Below are 17,421 nucleotides of genomic sequence, written 5' to 3' on the forward strand. Positions count from 1 at the left end.
TAACTTGCATCAACTTATTATCAATCTCCTTATTTTTTTAAAACAATTCTTAAAGTTCTGTGTTAACGAATGGAACTTAAGAAACAATTATTATGAAAAACTTTCTAGTACTTTTTAATATCTTCATATTAGCTTCTACTGCTTTTGCACAGAAAGGTATTATCAGAGGAACTGTAACGGAACTTCCAAGAAACGAACCTGTACCGTACGCTACTGTTGTTATTCAAGGCACATCTACTGGTGCTACTACCGACGATAACGGTAAATATCAAATTGAAAATCTAGAACCCGGTCTATATAACATTGTTGTTAATTACGTTGGTTATGGCCCTGCTTCACAAGAGGTAGAAGTTTCAAATGCTCGTCCCGCAGTTATTAATTTCTCCTTAACTCCTTCTACCCAAGAGCTTAACGAAGTAGAAGTGATTGCCAATGGCTTTTATAAGTCAGATGAAAGCCCTGTTTCAGTACAAAGAATTGGTGTTACAGAAGTTAAAAGAGCGCCGGGTGCAAATAGGGATATTTCAAGAGTGTTACAATCACTTCCAGGCGTTGCATCGACAGCATCATTTAGAAATGATATTTTAATTAGAGGTGGTGCCCCAAATGAGAACAGGTTTTATTTAGACGGCATTGAAATTCCTAACATTAATCACTTCGCTACACAAGGTGCATCAGGTGGACCAGTAGGGATGATTAATGTAGATTTTATCGAAAACGTTGAATTCTTTTCAGGAGCCTATCCTGCAGGTCGCGGCAATGCACTTTCATCAGTGATGGAATTCACACAAAAAGATGGACGAACTGATCAACACACAACAAACATTATCCTAGGAACATCTGACATAGGTGTAACTTTTGAAGGTCCAGTCACAGAAAAGTCTTCAATCATTGTTTCAGCAAGACAATCATATCTACAAGCATTATTCAGTGTGTTAGGCTTACCTTTTCTACCAACTTACAATGACTTCCAATTAAAATATAAATATGAAATTGACCAACGCAATAAAATATCAATTATTGGTCTTGGAGCAATTGATCAATTCAAATTAGCTGATTCACCAGGTGAACCAACTGATGAGGATTATGAAGAAAACCTTTACATCTTGAATAATACTCCTGAGCAAAATCAATGGAATTATACTATTGGAGCTAAATATGAGCACTTTAGAGACAATTCAACATTTACATTTGTAGCATCAAGAAACATGCTTACAAATAATCAGTTCAAATATCCGAACAACGATAGATCACAAAGTAAGATTTACGATTACAATTCAACAGAAGCGGAGAATAAATTTAGACTTGAAGGGTTAACTTTCACAAATACTGGATTTACTTTTTCATATGGTGTTAGTTACGAGTATGCTAATTATACCAACCAAACTTACCAAACATTATATGATTACTCCACTGGGGAATTAGAAACAATCAACTTTAATAGTGTACTACCTCTAAACAAATGGGGTGGATTTACTACTGTTTCAAAAAAATTAGCCCAAGATAAAGTAACTCTATCATTAGGAGCGAGAGTAGATGCCAATGATTATTCTGATTCTATGAATAATTTATTAGATCAGTTTTCACCAAGATTTTCAGCATCGTATCAATTTACTCCTAGATGGAGTTTAAACTTCAACACAGGCATTTATTACCAATTACCTACTTACACTACGTTAGGATACAAAGAGGGTGAAGACTTTGTAAACAAGGACAATGGTTTATTATACATTAGAAACAAACAACTAGTTGGTGGTTTTGAATACAAGATTCCTGAAAAGAACTTAAAGTTTACAGTTGAAGGGTTCCAAAAGTTATACGATCAATACCCATACTCTATCAACAATGAAATCTCATTAGCCAACTTGGGTGCCGATTTTGGAGTAATTGGATCTGAAGCTGTAACAAGTACATCAAAAGGTAGATCTAGAGGTATAGAGTTTATGGCTCAACAAAAATTCTTCAAGGGTTTTTATGGTATTCTAGCCTACACTTACGTTCAGTCTGAATTTACAAATGCCGACCCTAACGTTTATGCTCCTTCTTCTTGGGACAGTAGAAATATTGTTAGTTTAACTGGTGGTAAGAAACTTAAGAGAAATTGGGAAATTGGTGCTAGATGGCTTTATTCAGGTGGCACACCCTATACCCCATATGATGTAGATGCTTCTATGGATAAACAAGTATGGGATGCAGAAAGAAGAGGCGTAAAAGATTATTCTCAAGTAAATACATTACGTTTATCAGCCAATCACCAATTAGATGTTAGAGTGGATAAATATTATTACTTCGACAAGTGGAGTTTAAATGTTTATTTTGATATTCAGAACATGTACGGATATCAGTCTAAAGGACAACCAATACTTACTACAGAAGTAGATCAAAATGGAAACCCAGTCACTGATCCAAACGACCCAAGTAAGTATTCTCCGAAATATATCGAGACAACCAACGGAATTGTTCAACCTTCTATTGGAATCATAGTTGAGTTATAATATTTCTAAAAATACAGCTAAAAACCCTCGTTTTATTCAAATAAAAAAGCGAGGGTTTGTTTTTTATTAAATTCTCACTTTACTTTGAAGCATCATACCATTTACATCTAAGTAAGACGTAAGTGTTTATAAAGAAGAGGCCAGAGACTAGGCTCTAAGACCCTCTAGCAACCATCACAAAAGTGAAAAGGTGCTACATCCTAGCCTAAATTTTTAGGAGCTATAAGCAAATATCGGAACGTCTGAAAGGATCCTCCTTCTACTACACACACCAATATTTTGCATCCTAGATTAGGCTGATGTACATCTTCTCATCATTGCTTTTAATAGAACATCAATACCAATCTGAAAATACAATGCAAGAGCATTCTTTTACATATAATAATCAGTATGACCTTGAACTTGGGGAGAGCTTACCTGAATTCACACTGAATTACTTTACTGCTGGAAAAATGAAGAAAGATTTTTCCAATGTAGTTTGGGTTTGTCATGCATTAACCGGTAATGCGGAAGTGTTTGATTGGTGGAATGGTTTATTTGGCAATGACTGCATTTTTAATGAAAAAGATCATTTCATTATCTGCGTTAATGTTTTAGGATCATGCTATGGCTCAACAGGACCAACATCTGTCAACCCTGCCACCAATAAACCTTATTACAAAGATTTCCCTAATATTACTATTAGAGACATTGTCGGTTCATTGGAGATTCTAAGAAATCATTTGGGCATTGATAAAATCAATACTCTTATTGGAGGTTCTTTAGGGGGACAGCAAGCACTAGAATGGGCTGTTCAACAACCAAAATTAATGGACAACCTAATCATCTGTGCTACCAATGCTAGACATTCTGCATGGGGTATCGCTTTCAATGAAGCACAGAGAATGGCTATCGAAGCAGATCCTACATGGGGAGATAATGATGAAAATGCTGGTATTAACGGCCTAAAAGCGGCTAGAGCTGTTGCTATGCTTTCATACAGAAATTATAGCACTTACGAGGCTACTCAGACAGATAAAGACGATAACATTACTGATAATTATAGAGCCTCTACTTACCAACAATATCAGGGAGACAAGCTGACCAAACGATTTAATGCCTACTCATACTGGACACTTTCCAAAGCCATGGATTCTCATAACATGGGTAGAAATCGAAAGTCTTTAGAAGAAGCATTACAATCTATTGAAGCTTACACTCAAGTAATCGGAATTACAAGCGATGTTTTATTCCCAGTTTCGGAGCAAAGATACATCACTCAACACATTCCAAATGTAACTTACGAAGAGATTACATCCCTGTATGGACATGATGGTTTTTTAGTAGAAACACATAAAATTGCTGGTGCAATTAGCTCATTCTTTAAGCAAAAGAGTAAAAAAAGAATTCTGTTATCAAATTAGGCACGCCTTTTGTTTTTTAGTAAATTGTAATAATCGAACTCCGATTTAACATTCTACTTAAAAGACAGAAGCAAAATGAACAATATTAAGAATAGATTCTTCACGACATTAGCATTGATCACTTTGGGTGCATTAGTTTTTTCATGTTCAAGCAGCTCAGGAAATGCATCTTCTTCTTACTTCCAAAAAGAAAGAAAAAAATACGAGGTGATGGATATGCACTCAGATTGCCCACAACTTGTAAAATCTAGAAGATAAGCTAGAACAAATACTTTATATTCAATCCTTTTTTCGTATTTAAATGAAAAAAGGATTTTTTCGTATTTATCATCAGGCTTTATTTAAACAAGAAATTTTTTTATCTAACACTTTTTATAGAAATCCCATTACGTATTTTCAATATGCAAAGAGACATTGAAATCGCAGAGCTAAGAAGGCTAACCCAATATATTGATGATAATTTTGACTATGATTTCAAAAACTACGCAATGTCTTCTTTTACAAGAAGAGTAAGAAGAGTTGTGGAGTTATATAAATTCAGTTCAGTAGATGCATTAATCCGTAAGTTCAAAGACAACCCTGGATTCTTTCAAGATTTTGTCTCAGAAATTACCGTCAATGTTACTGAGATGTTTAGAGATCCTACATTTTGGATTTCACTTCGTGATGAAATCATTCCTGAAATCTTAAACGAGCATCAAAAGATCAATATTTGGCATGCTGGATGTTCTTCTGGGGAAGAAGTTATTTCTATGTGTATTATGCTAGAGGAAATGGGAACTCTAGACAAAGCTACCATCATTGCTACAGACATAGATAAATCAATAATTAGTAAAGCCAAGAAAGCTGCTTTCAACGCAAAAAATATGGAACTTAACCAATCCAACTATGAAAGGTTTGGTGGAAAAAGTTCTATTTATGACTATTTCATCGAAAGGGACGGTTTTTACCATGTAAAACCAGAACTACTTGATAGAGTCTCATTCAGAGTGCAAGATTTAGTCAAAGGAAACCCCTTCTCAAAGTTCGATCTCATTCTATGTAGAAATGTAATGATATACTTCAATCAGACATTACAAAACGAAGTATTGAAAAAACTACACGGAAGTTTATTCAAATATGGCAATCTAGCTATTGGCTCAAAGGAGTCATTAATTTGGTGTGATATCGCTAATAAATTCGTTGTAGTTAATAACGAGGAGAAGGTTTATAAAAAAATTAAAGAGTAAAACAGAACCGGATGAGCAATTTAATTGACAAATCTGTTTTCGAGAAAAAATACAAATGTATTGTCATCGGGGGTTCTGCAGGAAGTTTTAAGCCAATTACTCAACTTTTAGCTGACATACCAAAGGATTTTCCGATACCAATAATTTTATGTCTACATCGTTTAAAACATGTTAGGCATGGTTTTATCGAAGCATTATCTATAAGAAGTTCTAAAACAATTGTAGAACCTCAAGATAAAGAAACGATCCGACCAGGAATGGTCTACCTCGCTCCTGCCAATTATCATTTATGTGTAGAGCTTGGTAATTCAATTTCACTTTCTACTGAAGGTTTAATTAATAATTCCAGGCCGGCCATTGATTTAACATTTCAAACTGCTGCATATACTTTTAAAGAAAAACTCATTGGTATTTTATATTCAGGAGCCAATAAGGATGGAGCACTTGGAATGAAATCAGTCAAAGACAAAGGTGGTGTAACCATCATTCAAGACCCTGAAGAGAGTATGATGAACACGATGCCAATGTCTGCGAAAAATGTAACTGAGATTGATTTTTGCCTTGAAGCAGAAAAAATTAAAAATTTTCTACTCCAATTATACAAGGCTTATCAAAAATAAACGTTAGTTAATAAACTCTTGTCTTTTTTCAAGCAACCTTCATAATATTTTGAAAACAACGCAGAAAAAAACAAATATTCGAAGAAAAGGCTCACGCTCTGATGTACGTAAATATGGAATCATATTTAACGGGGTTTTTACAGCCATTTTTACAACAATTATTTTGTTGGAAATTCAATTCCCGAATATTTTATCTCTTGTAGGTATCTTAGATACCAAGGAGTTTAATAGAGAAACATATCTATTAACGCTAAGATTTTTGGATCTAATATTTATTACTGGTACGGTTTACTTCTATCTAGATAAATCTAAACCTTTCAATATTTATTTAGGTATTCTATTCCTTTTCTTGTGTATTTATTCCATTTGGGGTATTCATGACCTTCCAAATGTAATTCTTACTAGCTTGGAAATCACCGATGATAAAATCATTGGACAGATTAGAGAAGTGAGTAACCCAACATTTTATTCGATTGGATTTACATTTGCCATATTAATTTTCTTCTTATTCCGCTTGATCTCAGACTTAATGAAAGACCCTGAGGATCAAATCATTTATGTTCCTAAATATTACAACAAGGAAAATAAAAGCAACGAAGAAGAACGTATCGATGCTATTAAGGAAAGAGCTCAGCTTATTAGAAAAAACATTCGATCTTCTGTTCTAACGGTAGAAGACCAAGAAGATAGAGAACAAAAATTACTCAATGCTATCTGTAAAGAGTTCAAAGTCTGTACAGGTATTTATTATAAGGTAAATAAGAAAGAAAATATTGATATCATTCAGTATTCAAAAGGTTTCTCTTTCTTCTTACCTGATTCACAGGTTTTAACTTATGAATTTGGCGAAGGGCTTCCAGGACAGGTAGCAAAAACGAAAACTTCGATTATTTCAAATTCAATTCCTGAAAGATACATTAATGTAGTTTCAGGACTAGGTGACGCCTCTCCTAACTCCCTAATGATATCTCCAATCCTTAATGATGACGATGTTTTAACCGGAGTAGTCGAACTAGCATCTTTCAATAATTTCACTAAAGATGATAGAGAAATCCTTGACAATGTAACCAAATGGTTCACTGAAAATTAATTGATGAGCTCTTGAAGTAAATTATAATATATGTTCTTCCAAGATTTAAAGATACGTACCAAAATTACAATCATAATGCTACTCGTAGTAACAATTACGGTAGCCATTATATCATTCCTTTCCTATATTCAGACAGAGGATTCTGTTGAACGTAGATACTCGGAAACTTTTGACGTTATCAGTACTCTGAAGTCTGAACAGATTGATCAGAAGTTCAAGTATATCGAACAAAACTTAAAGTATATGGCCAAATCAGCTTTGATTGTATCCAATACTACAAAGTTGAAATACTTGTTCAAGACAAAATCAAGATCATATAAAGACTCAACATACTACGCGATCAAGAGAACACTTGATAATGAACTTTTCCCTAAACAAATTGTAAATGGTTATTCCAATATCATTATTACAGACAACAAGGGTAATGTTTTGTATACTTCCTATACTTTTCCTGCATCAGTAATTGTTGGTGATAGAAACAAGAAGTTCGAGAAAATAATCAAGCAAGCGAAAACAAAAACATATTTCTCTGAGCCATTTAATACTGAGAAAGGTGTTCATATGTACATTGTTTCTCCAAGAATGAAATCAAGGTATGGAGAACTTGGGCATGTCATTATTCTATATTCACTTCAGAAAAACATCTACCCTATTGTTGAAAATAGGACTGGATTAGGAGACACCGGTGAAATTTTATTATCTAGGATGTCTGAAGGAGCATCTAAAAATGTCACTATTATCTCACCTCTAAAAGGCTCACAAAACCTTCTAACTGAAGTAATTTCCGAAGGAGACCCAAAAAATGTTGCCATACAAAAAGCAGCAAAAGGCGACTCTAAGGATTTTGGTTATGATACAGACTGGAGAGACAAGAAAACAATATCCTACTGGAACTACATTCCAACAACTAAATGGGGTCTCGTTGTAAAAATTGATTACGATGAGATTAAAAGTGGCCTTAATGGCTTAATCTTAACCTTCGTATATACAGCCATCATTATCATTCTTATAGTAATGTTGATTGCTGTCATCTTCTCAAAATTCTTAACTAGTCCTATCATCCGACTAAAGAACCGATTAAATTATATCGCAAAAGGTATCCTGCCGCATGAAGTAGCTGACGATATCCAGAACGATGAAATTGGTGAAATGTCGATGGCTGTTCAAGAAGTAGTAAATGGTATGAAGAGAACTGCCAACTTTGCTGAGCAGATTGGTGAAGGGAATTATGATGCTGTATACTCTGCCTTATCAGAAGATGATACACTAGGTAATGCACTTCTTTCAATGAGAGATAGTATCCAAAAAGCGGAGAAAAGAGATCATGAAAGAAACTGGATTATTACGGGTGAAGCTGAGATAGGTCAAATCCTTCGTAACCACAACGATCTAATTGAATTAGGAGACGAAGTAGTAGCATATACAACTGAGAAAATCAACGCCGTACAAGGTGCTTTCTATGTAGTTGAGGGTGCTACAGATGAACTTCCAATAGAAGAACAAAGTATTGAGCTTATCAGTACTTATGCATATAACAAAAAGCGTTTCTTAAAAAAGAAATTCCATTTTACAGAAGGTCTTGTAGGACAAGCTGCTATTGAAATGGAGATGATATTAAGAACAGAGATTCCAAGTAATTATCTTTCAATTACTTCTGGTTTATTAGGTGAAACAAAACCAAAATCAATCCTTATCATGCCATTGATTGCCAATGAAAAGGTATACGGTTTATTAGAGTTCGCCTCATTAGAAGACTTCTCTACTATGACTCTAGAGTTTGTTAAGGAGATTTCACAAATCATTGCCAGAACGATCTTCAACATTAAGATTAACGAAAGAACAGTTCGATTACTGAAGGAGTCTCAACAAATGTCTTCTGAACTTTCTGTCCAACAAGAAATCTTAAGACAGAACGCTGAAGAAATGGAGTCTACACAAGAAGAATTACAACGCACTAACCACAGACTGGAAGAGCAAGTGGAAGAAGTGAAAAATTCTCAAAACAGACTTCAATCATTATTAGAAAACGCTTCTGAGGTGATTACAATTTTTGATAGTAACGCAAAAATCAAATTTGTATCTCCATCATCTAAACGAATTTTAGGATATAAACCAACTGATTTAATTGACTCATCTTACCTTTCAAACTTACATAAAGAAAGTATTGAACCAGTTAAGAAGTTTATCAATGATTTAGTCGAGTCTGAAGATAAAGCGACATTACAATTAGAGTATCGCTACAAACTTCAAGATGGTAGATATATTTGGTTGGAAGCTACAGGTATTAACCTTAGTCATGTTCCTGCAATAGAAGGTATTGTAATAAACGCACAAGATATTACGGAAAGAAGAAGAGCAGAGACGGAAAGACGTATGAGAACGCAAATGCAAGCACTTTCTGAAAACTCACTTGATCTTATCCAAAGGTTAAACACTGAAGGACAAATCTTCTACACCAACCCTATAATTGAAGAATTGACAGGTCTATCCGCTGATCTTTTCGTGAATCAGAAACTTGACGACACCTCTCTTCCAAAAACAATAATTGATGAATGGAAGAACTTATTGATTGAGGTATCTTCTACTTCAGAAAAGTCTACGAAAGAAGTCGAATTCCCAACGGCAAGTGGAAATAGATTTATGACCGTAACTGCAATCCCTGAATTCAATGAATCGAATGAGTTCGAAAGTGCTCTGTTTGTTTCACATGATATCACTGAAAGGAAAAAGGTTGAACTTGACATCTTATTAAAGAACAAGAAAATTACAGAGTCTATTAATTATGCCAAACGTATCCAAGGTGCAATCATCCCAGATACTGACCTAATTAAGAGAGACTTAACAGATTGCTTTATCTTCTACAAACCTAGAGATGTTGTTAGTGGCGACTTCCCTTGGTATTTCAAAAAAGGTAAAGACATATATATTGCAGCCGTTGACTGTACAGGTCATGGTGTACCAGGTGCATTAATTTCATTAATTGGTTACTTTATCTTAAACGATATCGTTCAGAACAATGAACACATTACTCCTGGCAATATGCTTGACCTTCTACACCAAGGTGTTACTAAAACTTTAAGACAGGATTCAAACAGTAGTACAAGAGATGGAATGGATATTGCACTAGCAAAAATAGATCTTGAAAGTAAGGTCGTTGAATATGCAGGTGCTCATCGTCCATTGTATGTCTACAAGACTGCTACCGAAGAATTTACCCAAGTTAAAGGTGACAAATTCCCTGTAGGAGGAGAATACAAGACTAGAACTTCATTTACGACACATCAGATTACCTTAGATGAAGGTGACGAAATTTTCATGTTCTCAGATGGATACCCTGATCAATTTGGTGGTGATGAGAACAGAAAATTCGGTGCAAAACGTATTCGTGAATTAATTATGAATACAGAACATTCATCTATGCAAGAGATTGCCAAAACATTTAGTGAAACATTTATTAACTGGAAAGGCAATGCAAAGCAGACTGATGACGTTATTATGATAGGCATCAGATTCTAAGTTCAGAATTTGTTGTTAGTTATAAAGGTTTGATTATATTTGAAAAACATTTTTTTAACTCTATTTTTTTCCTAGGGTTAAAAGAACATCTCGGTAGTATGACTACTGAATTAAATTGTGTTCGGAAATATGAAATACATCTACGAACTCCATAGGACTATGCTAGACAAAGATCTCATTCTAATTTATGAAGGTGAGATCACCCAAGACATTACTAAATCTGTACTATCCATGGCAGAAAGAAACATGGATTCTTACGGAGAACAATCCAAAATCAAAAGGAAAGTTTTTAATGTTATGGTAGAGTGTCTTCAAAACATAAGCAAGTACGCTGTACCTATGGAGGAAACTTCTGACAAGAAAAACAGTGCTGTTTTTATGATTGGTAAAGAGGACAACTCTTACTTTATCACTTCTGGCAACCCCATTCTTTCTAAAAATGTGAAAGATATTGCTGGCAGATTAGACAGAATTAATGATTTAGACAAAGACGGTCTAAAGAATTTATATAAGGACATTATCAAAAATGGCAAGATTTCCGCGAAAGGTGGAGCAGGTCTTGGATTTATTGATATGGCCAGAAAATCAGGCGAAAAACTTCGCTTTGATTTTGAACCCATCAATGATGAGTTCACATTTTTTTCTCTTAAAACGACAATTCCAAGGAAACTAAAATAACTTTTTTACATGAAAATCCTTAATCTAGCCGGAACGGAGGATACACCGAAAGTCATCTTAGATAAAGAAAATGAACTATTCGAAATCTCGGGTAGATCACTTCCTGAAGATTCAGCAGAATTCTTTGCCCCAATTCTTAATTGGATTGAAGAATACGCTGATGACAAAAATGATGAGACAAGATTTCTTTTTAAACTTGAATACTTCAACACTGCTTCTTCTAAATTAATCTTAGATGTATTATCTAAACTTGAAGAAATTGAAGGTGTAACAGTTGTATGGTACTATCATGAAGATGATGAGGACATGCAGGAAGCTGGAGAAGAATTTGAAGAATTAGTTGAATTAGAATTTGAATTCGAAACTTACTAATTCATGGTTTATCACCACCACAAGCACTTGATTTAGAGAAAATAAATCAAGTGTTTTTCATTTACATGCAGAAATAATCATTGCTACACAATATTTTATTATTTAAATGCATTAAATAAATGTATACTTTTTGCTAGATATAGGTTTATTTAGAAGAATTGAATTTCCGTACTATTTGACGGTCATCTATGAGTGAAGAAATATTAAAAGCACTGACGCAACTATTTGCCATAATTTCTACACAAGACGAAGGGCTAACAGAAACTGAAAGAAACTTTGTAATTAAATTTCTTAAACAGGAACTTGAAAAGCGCTCAGTAGAAGAATATATCCAACTTTACGATCAATTAGTAAAGGATGAAGAAGAACGTATTGCGAAACGTAAGGCTAAAGCTGCTAAGAAAAGAGCTGCCAAAGGAGAAGTAGAACAAGCAGATACCCCACTTGCTGACGCTGTTTCTGTCCGTAACTCAGTACGTACACTTTCTATTTGTAGAAAAATCAACAAAACGCTAGACCAAAAGCAGAAAACCATTGTGATGGTAAAACTGCTAGAAGTTGTAGCATCAGATAAATCATATACACCTCAGCGTATGGATATTATTCATACAGTTGCTGATGTATTTAATATCCCATCAAACGAATACAAATTATTAGAGCGTTTCATTATTGAACAGCATTCTTCTAAAATTGATAATGAAGACATTCTAATATTTGATGATGAAATGCCTCCAGAAGGATCTAAAATCAAATTTATTGATTCAGGTCTATTAGACGGAGAAATCATTTTCATCAGAATGAAAAGTGTTTCATTGTATTTCACTAAATACACTGGAAACGAAATGGTTTATCTTAACGGTCAACCAGTTCAGGCACATAATGTCTATTTATTTAGCCCTGGTAGTATTTTCAAAACACCGAAAGGTGCACCACTTTACTACTCAGATTTAGTAAATAAATATAACTCTGATGAAATTGGCGGAAACATTTCATTTGTTGTTGAAGACCTTGAATTTAAATTCCCTAATGGTCAATTAGGCTTAAGAGATATCAATTTCGGTGAAAACACTGGTCAATTAATTGGTATTATGGGTGCTTCAGGTGCAGGTAAAACTACTTTACTAAATGTACTTGCAGGTTTAGAAAAGCCATCTCAAGGTGAAGTAAGAATTAATGGATATAATATCCATACAGAAAAAGATAAAATAGAAGGTGTTATTGGTTATATCGCCCAAGATGACCTTCTTATCGAAGAGCTTACTGTTTTCCAAAACTTATACTACAATGCAAAGCTCTGTTTTAAAGATATGAACGAAGAAGAACTCACTTCAAAAGTAAATGAAGTTCTTCAAAGTTTAGGTCTAGACAGAATTGCAAACCTAGTTGTTGGTAATGTTCTTAATAAAAAGATTTCCGGTGGTCAACGTAAACGTCTAAACATTGCTTTAGAATTAATTCGTGAACCAGCAGTAATGTTTGTTGATGAGCCAACATCAGGTTTATCATCAAGAGATTCAGAAAACGTAATTGACCTTTTAAAAGAACTTTCATTAAAAGGTAAATTAATTTTCGTAGTAATTCACCAGCCTTCTTCAGATATATATAAGATGTTTGATAAAATGTGGTTACTAGACACTGGTGGATATCCTGTCTTCTATGGCAACCCTATTGAAGCAATTACACACTTTAAAGGAGCAGCTGGACAAGTAGACAGTGATCAAGGACAATGTAATACCTGTGGTAACGTCAATCCAGAACAACTTTTCAATATAATTGAAGCTCAAGTTGTGGATGAATACGGTGAATTTACCAATAAGCGTAAAGCTACACCAGAAGACTGGCACAGAGTATATAAAGATACTTTCACTAAACCTGAAGTTGAAGAAGTACATGTAGATCCGCCGAAAACATTGAATATTCCTTCGATGTTTAAACAAACTGTCATCTTTACAATACGTGACTTCTTAGCTAAATTCAGTAATAAGCAATATTTATCCATCAACCTTTTAGAAGCTCCTTTCTTGGCACTTCTACTTTCATGGGTAATTTATTACATCAAAGATGGTGACGGTGAATATGTTTTCAGACACAATGAGAATGTACCTCCATATATCCTAATTGCTATTTTAGTAGCACTATTTATGGGTATGACGGTGAGTGCTGAGGAAATTATAAAAGATAGAAAGATCAAAAAAAGGGAATCCTTCCTAAACTTGAGTCGAAGTAGTTACCTCTACTCAAAACTTTTAATTCTATTTGGCTTCTCTGCTGTACAGACATTAACATTTGTGTTTATAGGTAATACAATTCTTGAAATACATGATATGACATGGCAATATTGGTTAGTTCTATTTACCGTTTCTTGTCATGCTAACTTGATAGGATTAAATATTTCATCTGCATTTAACTCTGCGATTACTGTATATATTTTGATTCCGATTCTATTAATTCCTCAAATGATTTTGAGTGGATTGATCTTTGACTTTTCAAAATTAAACAACACTATTAGTCAACATGGTAAAACGCCACTAATCGCTGATATTATGGCCTCACGTTGGGCATATGAAGGATTATCGGTAGAGCAATTCAAAAACAACAAGTTTGAAAAGCCATTCTTTGACATTGATATGGTGTTAAGCCAAAGTAATTATAAGAGTGCATATTGGGAACCAAGAATGGAAGAGATTTTATTCAGTGCCCAAATGAATAGTAAAAATACTAATGATAGTACAGGTTTAATTTTAGCGAATGATATCCTTACACTTCAAAATGAGATCAATTCTGACGAATACTTCTCTACTCATGAAGACAAAAAGAATGAAGCTTTAGCTTTCCTAAGTGATGGAAAGGTTTCTTCTCAAGAAGGAAATCAGTTAAGAAAAATCTTATACGAATCTTCTATATTCTACAACGACAAGTTGATCAAGGCAGAAGAAGAAAGAGATAAAAGAATCTATGCTATGAAAAAAGAAGTTGGAGACAGCTTCAACTTATCAGAAGCAAGAGATTTATACTATAATGACCAACTTGAAATCTTTGTAAAAAATAAAAATGTATTAAATAGAACTGTAGTTGACCATAACAGAATCATTCAATTAATAGACCCTATTTTCTATGTAAAAGAAAATACTTCCGGTCCATTAGACTACAGAACTCATTTATTTGCTCCAAAGAAGAAAGTATTTGGCACATATATTGACACGTTTACATTTAATGTGTTGATGATTTGGATGATGTCGGTTTTACTATATTTTTCACTTTATTTTGAATGGTTAAAGAAAATCATCGAAGGAACGGAATCAATTGTAAGTAAAATCTTCTCCAAAGAACAATAAAATATATTTTCAACATCGTAATAAAAGCGATCAAAACTATCTTTGAAAACCAAAGTAAGATGAAGACCAAATATCTGAATACATTGGCGGCGTCAGTTTTGCTAGCATCATCTGCAGCAGTGGCAAGTGATTTACCAAAAAATAATGATCCTGCAACTCATACAGTTACCATAGCCCCGGATAAAGTTACTCAAGAAGTATTACCAGTTAGTGAAGTTTTGGAATCGATTCCTTCACCGTTGGAGATATCAGTACTTATTAAGGAAAGTGGTACAATCTATAATAAAGCAGATTTAAATGCTCCTGAAGCTGTATCGCGCTATAATACAACCTTCCAAAAAGCCATTAACTTAGGTATTTACGGAACAGACTTAGGGTTCGCAAATATTTATGGCAAAAATCAAGATGCCATTTCATACCTAAATTCAGTGAAAGATTTAGCTGATGGTTTAGGAATTGGTGCATTCTTTGATTATGAAACAATAAAAGAATTAGCTGAAAGTTCAAATCGTTTGGATGAATTGATTCAACAGACTACATTGAACTTTGAGAAAATTAATAACAACCTTAGAGAAAGAAAGCGTGAAAATGTTTCCGTTTTAATTCTTACAGGGGGTTGGATTGAAGCTGTATACCTAACTACTGTAATCAACCAAAGAGAACCTAACGATTTATTGAAAGATAAAATTGGTGATCAAAAAGTTGTATTAGACCAACTATTGTTAGTATTGGATATCTATAAGTCTTCTCCAGGTTTTGAAGATCTTATTAATGACTTAACTGCTTTACAAGAGATCTATGATCAAATTGAAGTAGAAGTTATTGTAGGTGAACCTACTATGGAAGAGATTGATGGTGTTCTAGTGGTAACTGACGGTACTCGTAGTGTTGTTCATGTTACGGACAGTGATATCCAGAAAATTACAAGTTTATTAAAATCAATCAGAAACAAGGTTATTAGATAATAGCTCATTTTTCTAAGGACTTAAATCTCAGAACGATGAAAAAAATATTCTTAGCATTCACAATTATATTCGCTCTTTTCGCTATCAATGAAGAAGCATCTGCTCAATGTAACGCTGAACTTTATGTTACAAAAAGTATGAAGGAGCTGAATCCAGGTTTTCAATTCTCTAAAAGTTATAGAATTGACGGACGTAATGGTACAAGACGTAAAATTGAGTACACTTGCGTATTAGCAAAAGACACTAGTTACCAAATTACTATCTCTGGTAAAGATGGTGGTGCTCAAGGTCTAATCAGTACTCTATATAATGCAAAGAGACGTAAAATCATCTCTAGCTTTTATAACAATAGATTCTTAAATACTTGGACGTACAAGTGTACTTCTACTGGTATTTACTATTTGAGCTTTACTTTTAAAGATTCAAAAAGCTATTGTGGAGCAGCCGTTTTAGGCTTCAAGAGATAACAAATTATATTTCTTATTAAAAAAAGGACAGTTGTTTCATACTTCTGTCCTTTTTTTATTCTCCCCTCCAAAAAAAACAATAGTTTTGTAAATCAGGAACACTACTCCTGAATAAAATTATTTGCAACAATACTAATGTGCGCGGTTTAAAATGGACTTACTATCACTTAGAAATCAAATAGACGCGATAGATAATCAATTATTAAGATTACTCAACGAACGTATGAACGTTGTTAAAAATGTTGGTGAACTTAAAAAACATGAGAAATCAGTTATTTATCGTCCAGAAAGGGAAAAATCAATTATTGATAGACTTACTGTATTATCACAAGATGATAAGGGTACGCTAAATCATTCTGCAATTGAAGCCATCTTTTTGGAAATATTTGCTGTAAGTCGTAACCTAGAATTACCTGAAAAAGTAGCTTTTCTTGGCCCTGAAGGAAGTTATACTCACCAAGCTGCCGAAAACAGGTTTGGTGCGATGAGTGAATATATTCCATTAAAAACAATCAAATCAGTATTCGATAATGTAGAAACTGAAAGGGTTCGTTTTGGAGTTGTTCCTATCGAAAACAATCAAGAAGGTACTGTAGCAGAAACAATTGATCAATTGTGCTATAGAGATGTAAAAATTGTTGCTGAACTTCCCCTATCTATTAGCTTCAGTTTAGCATCAAACCATGATGATCTCACAAAAATCAAAAAGATTTATTCTAAAGATATTGCGTTTAGACAATGTCGTAATTTCATTGAAGATTACTTTGATGAGGACATTCGTTTAATCCAAGTTTCATCAACTTCACGAGCAGCAGAAATGGCTGCAAATGAAGAGGGTGCTGCTGCTATTTGTTCTCATATTGCTGCAAAATTATTCCAATTACCTATCCGTTACAATAATATTGAAGATAGCCAAGACAATACTACAAGGTTCTTGATTATTGCAAAAGACTTCATTAACCAAACAAGCGGTAAAGATAAAACGTCCATTTTAGCGAAAATTGGTAATCATCCTGGTGATTTGGCAAACTTCTTGGAAGAATTTAGACAAAGGGACATTAACCTCACTAAAATTGAAAGTAGACCAGCAAAAATGAAAGATAATTTCAATTACTGGTTTGTAATCGATTTTGACGGACATTACAAAGACGACAAAGTACAAGATGTTATGCGTGTTTATAAAGACACAATTACTTTCCTTGGAAGCTATGTAAAAATGGTTTGATAAAATAACTTTCAATTTTGGTCGTT

General features: G+C 33.9%; 13 protein-coding genes and 1 riboswitch. All 13 genes read left to right on the forward strand.

All coding sequences use genetic code 11. From position 1 onward, the window contains the following. Positions 1-92 precede the first annotated feature (92 nt). Positions 93-2,495 (forward strand): TonB-dependent receptor, encoded by a 2,403-nt coding sequence (locus QL232_RS21100; RefSeq protein WP_281615663.1) that lies wholly within the window; start codon positions 93-95, stop codon positions 2,493-2,495. Positions 2,496-2,618: 123 nt separating this feature from the next. Next, positions 2,619-2,724: riboswitch (SAM riboswitch) on the forward strand. Positions 2,725-2,851: 127 nt separating this feature from the next. Next, the gene (gene metX, locus QL232_RS21105) at positions 2,852-3,898 is read left to right on the forward strand and encodes a homoserine O-acetyltransferase (protein ID WP_281615664.1); all 1,047 of its coding nucleotides are present in this window, start codon (positions 2,852-2,854) and stop codon (positions 3,896-3,898) included. A 75-nt stretch (positions 3,899-3,973) separates the two neighbouring features. Next, positions 3,974-4,156 (forward strand): hypothetical protein, encoded by a 183-nt coding sequence (locus QL232_RS21110; RefSeq protein ID WP_168884953.1) that lies wholly within the window; start codon positions 3,974-3,976, stop codon positions 4,154-4,156. Positions 4,157-4,299: 143 nt separating this feature from the next. Next, a complete protein-coding gene (locus tag QL232_RS21115) occupies positions 4,300-5,127 on the forward strand; it encodes a protein-glutamate O-methyltransferase CheR (protein WP_168884954.1) in 828 nt (275 codons plus the stop codon). 11 nt (positions 5,128-5,138) lie between these two features. Further along, positions 5,139-5,747: a chemotaxis protein CheB gene (locus QL232_RS21120; RefSeq protein WP_168884955.1), complete on the forward strand. Its 609-nt coding sequence runs from the start codon at positions 5,139-5,141 to the stop codon at positions 5,745-5,747. A 49-nt stretch (positions 5,748-5,796) separates the two neighbouring features. Continuing rightward, on the forward strand, positions 5,797-6,837 hold the full coding sequence (locus QL232_RS21125) for a GAF domain-containing protein (protein WP_281615665.1): 1,041 nt from the start codon (positions 5,797-5,799) through the stop codon (positions 6,835-6,837). A gap of 75 nt (positions 6,838-6,912) precedes the next feature. Then, positions 6,913-10,353 carry a PAS domain S-box protein gene (locus tag QL232_RS21130; protein WP_235958340.1) on the forward strand — a complete coding sequence of 1,147 codons (3,441 nt, stop codon included), beginning with the start codon at positions 6,913-6,915 and terminating at the stop codon, positions 10,351-10,353. Between the two features lie 129 nt (positions 10,354-10,482). Beyond that, positions 10,483-11,031 carry a SiaB family protein kinase gene (locus QL232_RS21135; protein ID WP_168884958.1) on the forward strand — a complete coding sequence of 183 codons (549 nt, stop codon included), beginning with the start codon at positions 10,483-10,485 and terminating at the stop codon, positions 11,029-11,031. A 9-nt stretch (positions 11,032-11,040) separates the two neighbouring features. Next, complete coding sequence (locus QL232_RS21140; RefSeq protein WP_168884959.1) at positions 11,041-11,403, forward strand: DUF1987 domain-containing protein; 363 nt, start codon at positions 11,041-11,043, stop codon at positions 11,401-11,403. Between the two features lie 188 nt (positions 11,404-11,591). Continuing rightward, complete coding sequence (locus QL232_RS21145; RefSeq protein ID WP_168884960.1) at positions 11,592-14,738, forward strand: ATP-binding cassette domain-containing protein; 3,147 nt, start codon at positions 11,592-11,594, stop codon at positions 14,736-14,738. A 59-nt stretch (positions 14,739-14,797) separates the two neighbouring features. Further along, complete coding sequence (locus QL232_RS21150) at positions 14,798-15,703, forward strand: hypothetical protein (RefSeq protein WP_168884961.1); 906 nt, start codon at positions 14,798-14,800, stop codon at positions 15,701-15,703. A gap of 35 nt (positions 15,704-15,738) precedes the next feature. Beyond that, complete coding sequence (locus QL232_RS21155; protein ID WP_168884962.1) at positions 15,739-16,170, forward strand: hypothetical protein; 432 nt, start codon at positions 15,739-15,741, stop codon at positions 16,168-16,170. A gap of 151 nt (positions 16,171-16,321) precedes the next feature. Continuing rightward, the gene (gene pheA, locus QL232_RS21160) at positions 16,322-17,395 is read left to right on the forward strand and encodes a prephenate dehydratase (protein WP_281615666.1); all 1,074 of its coding nucleotides are present in this window, start codon (positions 16,322-16,324) and stop codon (positions 17,393-17,395) included. Positions 17,396-17,421: the final 26 nt, after the last annotated feature.

Source organism: Flammeovirga sp. SubArs3, assembly GCF_947387565.1.
GTDB lineage: Bacteria > Bacteroidota > Bacteroidia > Cytophagales > Flammeovirgaceae > Flammeovirga > Flammeovirga agarivorans.

Coding starts and splice junctions, on each gene's coding strand:
- QL232_RS21100 (WP_281615663.1), top strand. CDS start 93: ATGAAAAACTTTCTAGTACTTTTTAATATCTTCATATTAGCTTCTACT.
- metX (WP_281615664.1), top strand. CDS start 2,852: ATGCAAGAGCATTCTTTTACATATAATAATCAGTATGACCTTGAACTT.
- QL232_RS21110 (WP_168884953.1), top strand. CDS start 3,974: ATGAACAATATTAAGAATAGATTCTTCACGACATTAGCATTGATCACT.
- QL232_RS21115 (WP_168884954.1), top strand. CDS start 4,300: ATGCAAAGAGACATTGAAATCGCAGAGCTAAGAAGGCTAACCCAATAT.
- QL232_RS21120 (WP_168884955.1), top strand. CDS start 5,139: ATGAGCAATTTAATTGACAAATCTGTTTTCGAGAAAAAATACAAATGT.
- QL232_RS21130 (WP_235958340.1), top strand. CDS start 6,913: ATGCTACTCGTAGTAACAATTACGGTAGCCATTATATCATTCCTTTCC.
- QL232_RS21135 (WP_168884958.1), top strand. CDS start 10,483: ATGAAATACATCTACGAACTCCATAGGACTATGCTAGACAAAGATCTC.
- QL232_RS21140 (WP_168884959.1), top strand. CDS start 11,041: ATGAAAATCCTTAATCTAGCCGGAACGGAGGATACACCGAAAGTCATC.
- QL232_RS21145 (WP_168884960.1), top strand. CDS start 11,592: ATGAGTGAAGAAATATTAAAAGCACTGACGCAACTATTTGCCATAATT.
- QL232_RS21150 (WP_168884961.1), top strand. CDS start 14,798: ATGAAGACCAAATATCTGAATACATTGGCGGCGTCAGTTTTGCTAGCA.
- QL232_RS21155 (WP_168884962.1), top strand. CDS start 15,739: ATGAAAAAAATATTCTTAGCATTCACAATTATATTCGCTCTTTTCGCT.
- pheA (WP_281615666.1), top strand. CDS start 16,322: ATGGACTTACTATCACTTAGAAATCAAATAGACGCGATAGATAATCAA.